This window comes from Rhizobacter sp. (assembly GCF_031412075.1).
Taxonomy (GTDB): Bacteria; Pseudomonadota; Gammaproteobacteria; order Burkholderiales; family Burkholderiaceae_C; genus Rhizobacter.
Genome location: NZ_JANOCG010000620.1, coordinates 1 through 4429 on the forward strand (window position 1 = coordinate 1; position 4429 = coordinate 4429).

The following is a 4429-nucleotide window of genomic DNA, read 5'->3' on the forward strand; positions in this document are numbered from 1 at the left end:
GCTGCTGGTGCGTACGCCCAGCTCGCTGAGCTGAGGGTGAAAGTGATCCGTGAAGCAGGGTCAGCCGAAAAATTTGTTGCGGGTCTCACCGATGGCCTTAGCGTGCGCGAAGCCGCTGCTCGACTGCGGCTTGTTTCAGGGCTTCAAGGTGCTGCGCGAGCGCAATTGGGCAGCGCTTCCGATACCCGTCAAGGAGATCGACGCGGTGGTGCTCAGCCATGCCCATCTGGACCACAGCGGCTACTTGCCGTCGTTGGTCAAACAAGGCTACACAGGACCGGTGTACGCATCGGCGGCCACGCGCGACCTGTGCGAAGTGTTGCTGCTCGACAGCGCGAAGCTCCAGGAAGAAGACGCCCGGCGCGCCAACAAGTACGGATACTCCAAGCACGAAACAGCCTTGCCGCTCTACGGCGTGGCGGATGCCAAACGCGCAATCGCGAAGATCATCCCGATGGCGGCGGGGCGCGATGTTCGCCTGGGGCCCGTGCGCATCTCACTCACACCCGTCGGCCACCTGCTGGGCGCGTGTGCCGTGGCGCTTCGCTCGGGCGACGAATCCCTGGTCTTCTCGGGCGACCTCGGGCGCGATGACGATGTGCTGATGCCGGCGCCGCAGACCGTGTCGCAGGCCGACGTGTTGCTGATCGAGTCCACCTACGGCAACCGCACCCATCCGGCCAACGACGCGGACCAGCGCCTGGGCGCCATCATCCGGGCCACGGTTCGGCGCGGCGGTTCGGTGCTGCTGCCATCGTTTGCTGTCGGCCGTGCGCAGGCGCTGTTGCACAGCTTGCAGACCCTGCGGGCAGCGGGAGAGATCCCGCTCGACATGCCGGTGTACCTGGACAGCCCGATGGCCATCCAGGCCACGGCGCTGTACCAGCGCCACCGGCGGTTGCTGCGCCTGAGTTCGCGTGAAGCCAGCGCATTGACCGACGGTGTCACGATGGTCACCACGCCGCAGCAATCAGAAAAGCTGACTCGGGCGCGGTACCCGTGCGTGATCATTTCGGCCAGCGGCATGGCCACCGGGGGCCGCGTCTTGCACCACCTCAAGGCCATGGCGCCGAACCCCAAGAACCACATCGCCTTTCCAGGCTTCCAGGTTGCGGGCACGCGCGGGGCCAAGCTCGTTGCCGGGGCACGCGAGGTGAAGATCCACGGTGCCTACGTTGCGGTGAAGGCCGAGGTCAGCCAGCTCGAAGGGTTCTCGGGCCATGCGGACGCCAACGGATTGATGGCGTGGATGCGCGCCCTGGACGCCGCGCCGCGCCAGATTTTTGTGGTCCACGGCGAAGCGCAGGCTGCTGACACCTTGCGGCTGCGCATCAAAGACGAACTCGGCTGGACGGTGCACGTGCCAGAGCACCTCTCAACGTGGCCTGCCTGATCACACGCGGCCGACATGGACCCGCTGGTCGGTGTTGAAGTGAAAAGTCGCGAGGCAGCGATTGAGTAGCGACGGAGGTGCTTTGACCTTGGGTTCACTCGACACCTGGGCGACGGCGCAAGGGCTTGCTGCGTCGCTCGCCGTGGGCGTGCTGATCGGCGTCGAGCGCGGCTGGCGCGACCGTGACCTGGCCGAGGGCGGGCGGGTGGCCGGCTTGCGCACCTTCTCGCTGGTCGGGTTGCTGGGCGGCGCGCTGGCGGTGCTGCTCACCGAATTCGGCGCCTGGCCACTGCTGGGCGGAGTGTTCGGCCTGTCGCTTCTGCTGGCGGTGTCTTACCGGGAAGCCTCCCGGGAGTCGGGCAACCTGAGCATCACCACGGCCGTCGCGATGCTGCTCACCCTGGTGCTCGGCGCCCTGGCCGCGCGCGGTGCGGCGGCGCAAGCCCTGGCGGCCGCCGTGGTGGTCGCGGTGCTGCTCAATCTCAAGTCCACGCTGCACCGTTGGTTGCAGCTGATGCAACACCGCGAATTGACCGCGGCGCTGCAGTTGTTGGTGCTCTCGCTGGTGATCCTGCCGAACCTGCCGGACGCGGGATTCGGGCCCTACCAGGCCCTGAACCCATACCGCTTGTGGTGGGCCGTGGTGCTGATTGCCGGGCTCTCGCTCGCGGGCCATTTCGCGATGCGCATCACGGGTGCCCACCGCGGCGTGTTCTGGACCGGCGTGCTCGGCGGCCTGGCCTCTTCGACAGCGGCCACGCTGGCGCTGGCCCGGCATGCGAAGCGACAACCCGCACTGGCCCAGGCCGCTGCGGCGGGTGCTCTGGCGGCCTGCGGGGTGATGTTTCTTCGCATCTGCGTGCTGCTCGCGTCGGTGTCGCCGGGGCTGCTTCGCCCACTGGGCGTGCCACTCGCTGCGACCGGGGTGGCGCTGCTCTTGTTGGCGGTCTGGCAGTGGCGCAGGCGCTCGGGGCAAGAGGTTTTGTCTTCGCAAGAGGTCGAGCCGGTGGCTGCCTTCGACCTCGTCACTGCACTGGGTTTCGGATTGTTCCTGGCCGTCCTGGCCGTGCTCGTTCCAGCGGCCCAGGCGTGGCTTGGCGCGCCTGGCATCTATGCACTGGCGGCGTTGTCCGGCCTGGCAGATGTGGACGCCGCAGTGATCTCGGTGGCGCGACTTCAGGGAGCCGGTGGCTTGCCGGTATCGACGGCCGTGCTGGCCGTCGGCCTGACCACGCTCGCCAACATGCTGACCAAGGCAGCGATCGCGTGGAAGGTCGGCGGTGTGGCCGTCGGCTGGCCGGTACTGCGTGGCTACGCGGTGGCAATGGCCCTGGGTGCTGCGTTCGCCCTGGGCTGGACAGTCCTGCCGCGGTGACGGTTGTGTGCGCTCATCAGGACGCCGGAGCCGGGCTTGGAGAGTTCTTCGCGGCCCATTCGCGCCACAGAGCCAGCAGGACGGCCAGGGTGACCGGGCCGACGAACAGGCCGACAAGCCCGAAAGCGGCCAGCCCGCCCAAGACGCCGAACATCACGAGCAGGAACGGGATCTTGGCAACGCCGCTGATGATCCAGGGGCGCACCAGGTTGTCGATCCAGCTGACCACCAGCATGCCCCACAACAGGAGTCCGATGCCCGCGCCAACCTCGCCCTGGAACAGCAGCCACACGCCAATGGAACCCCAAACCAATGGTGCGCCGAAGGGGATGAGCGCCACGAGGACCGTGACCGCACCCCAGAAAACGGGTGCACGCGCGCCCGCCGCCCAATAGCCCAGGCCTGCCAGCAACCCTTGAGCGAGCGCCGCCACCAAGAGGCCATAGACCACCGCTCGCGTGGTGTCGCCTACCGCCGTGAAATAGGCGTCGACATGATTGCCCAGCAAGCTTTGCAGGACGTGGCGCAGCTGCTCAAGCAGGCGGTCGCCATCACGAAACAGAAAGAACGAGGTCAGCAACGCCACCGCCAAGCGCAGTGCATTGACGCCGAGGTCGCCGATGAGGCGCATCGCCAGGCCGCCCCATTGCATGGTCATGGCCGAGAGTTGCCGACCCCAGGCCGCACGATCGCTGCCAAGCTCGGCCAGACGTTCCTGCAGCCATGGGCCCAGCCACGGAATGCGCGCCACCGGTTCGGGCAGGGGGACACCAGCCTCCAGCAATGCGGCAACTTCATGGACCGCCGCCATCCCCTCGCTGCGCAACAACACACCGAGCCAGATCAACGTCACCCCCAGGGTCAGCGTCAACATCAAGGCCATGGCCAGCGCAGCCCCTGTGCGGTTGCCGCGCAGCCTCTTCACCACACGCAGATGCAGCGGCCACGACGCGTAAGTCAGGATCGCGGCCCAGGCGATGGCTGACAGAAACGGCCGCAGCACCACGAAGCCCCCAAAGAGCAGGCCGCCGAGCAAACCCGCCACCACAGTCCGGCGCAGCCAGACCGGCGTCTGTCCTTCGTTCATGGCGCTGGGCCGGCAACACGTTGGCGGCACCTGCAAAAGTCACTCACGAGCGTTGAGCATCGCGTGGCGAAGTGACGACGGCCAGCGCGCCCTGAGCACCAGTGAATCGGAGGTCTGTGGGTAGCGGTAGATGCTTTCATTGAGGTAGAGCGTCACTTCGCGGATGTCGGCCTCGTTCCAGCCCAGGCCGGCGTTGTCCTGCCAGCGCCGAACCTGAACGCGAAGACTTGCCCAGTCGGTGGCCTGCTTCTTGTCTCTCCAGTGCATTTGTGTCGTGTGGCAGGAAATGCAGTGCGTCGAGTAGAGCAGTTCGCCCCGTGATTGGGCGTGCGCGCCCGGGCTGTTGAGCGCTGCGCCGAAGAGCAGGCCCAGTGCGGTGAGAGAGGCCTTGTGATGCGTTGCCATCGAGATATCCTTGGCTCGCTTGGCCGAGCAGTGATCGTTCGAAGCTGATTCTTGGACATCGACTCGTTTGCATGCTTGATTCATATCAAACGCCACGGCGTGCCAGAGCCCCGGCCGGTCCTTGTTCGCGGCGGCGGCTCGGCCCGTCGCGCCGTCCGATCGTGACGAC

General features: G+C 66.8%; 4 protein-coding genes. 2 read left to right on the forward strand and 2 right to left on the reverse strand.

Annotated features, from left to right (window positions below; translation table 11 throughout):
- Positions 1-91 precede the first annotated feature (91 nt).
- On the forward strand, positions 92-1393 hold the full coding sequence (locus RMO40_RS22820; protein WP_309725894.1) for an MBL fold metallo-hydrolase: 1302 nt from the start codon (positions 92-94) through the stop codon (positions 1391-1393).
- A gap of 88 nt (positions 1394-1481) precedes the next feature.
- Entirely contained in the window at positions 1482-2768 is a 1287-nt protein-coding gene (locus RMO40_RS22825; RefSeq protein ID WP_309725895.1) for a DUF4010 domain-containing protein, read from the forward strand.
- A 16-nt stretch (positions 2769-2784) separates the two neighbouring features.
- Here the strand turns inward: RMO40_RS22825 and RMO40_RS22830 are convergent, their stop codons facing one another.
- Together RMO40_RS22830 and RMO40_RS22835 are read right to left on the reverse strand one after the other, a co-directional pair.
- Positions 2785-3855: an AI-2E family transporter gene (locus RMO40_RS22830; RefSeq protein ID WP_309725896.1), complete on the reverse strand. Its 1071-nt coding sequence runs from the start codon at positions 3853-3855 to the stop codon at positions 2785-2787.
- A gap of 39 nt (positions 3856-3894) precedes the next feature.
- Positions 3895-4429, reverse strand: a 535-nt coding sequence (locus RMO40_RS22835; protein WP_309725897.1) for a hypothetical protein, incomplete at its 5' end; no start/stop codon positions are given.

What these genes read in the sequence shown, in the direction of transcription:
- RMO40_RS22830 (WP_309725896.1), bottom strand. Translation starts at nt 3,855, where the DNA reads ATGAACGAAGGACAGACGCCGGTCTGGCTGCGCCGGACTGTGGTGGCG.
- RMO40_RS22820 (WP_309725894.1), top strand. Translation starts at nt 92, where the DNA reads ATGGCCTTAGCGTGCGCGAAGCCGCTGCTCGACTGCGGCTTGTTTCAG.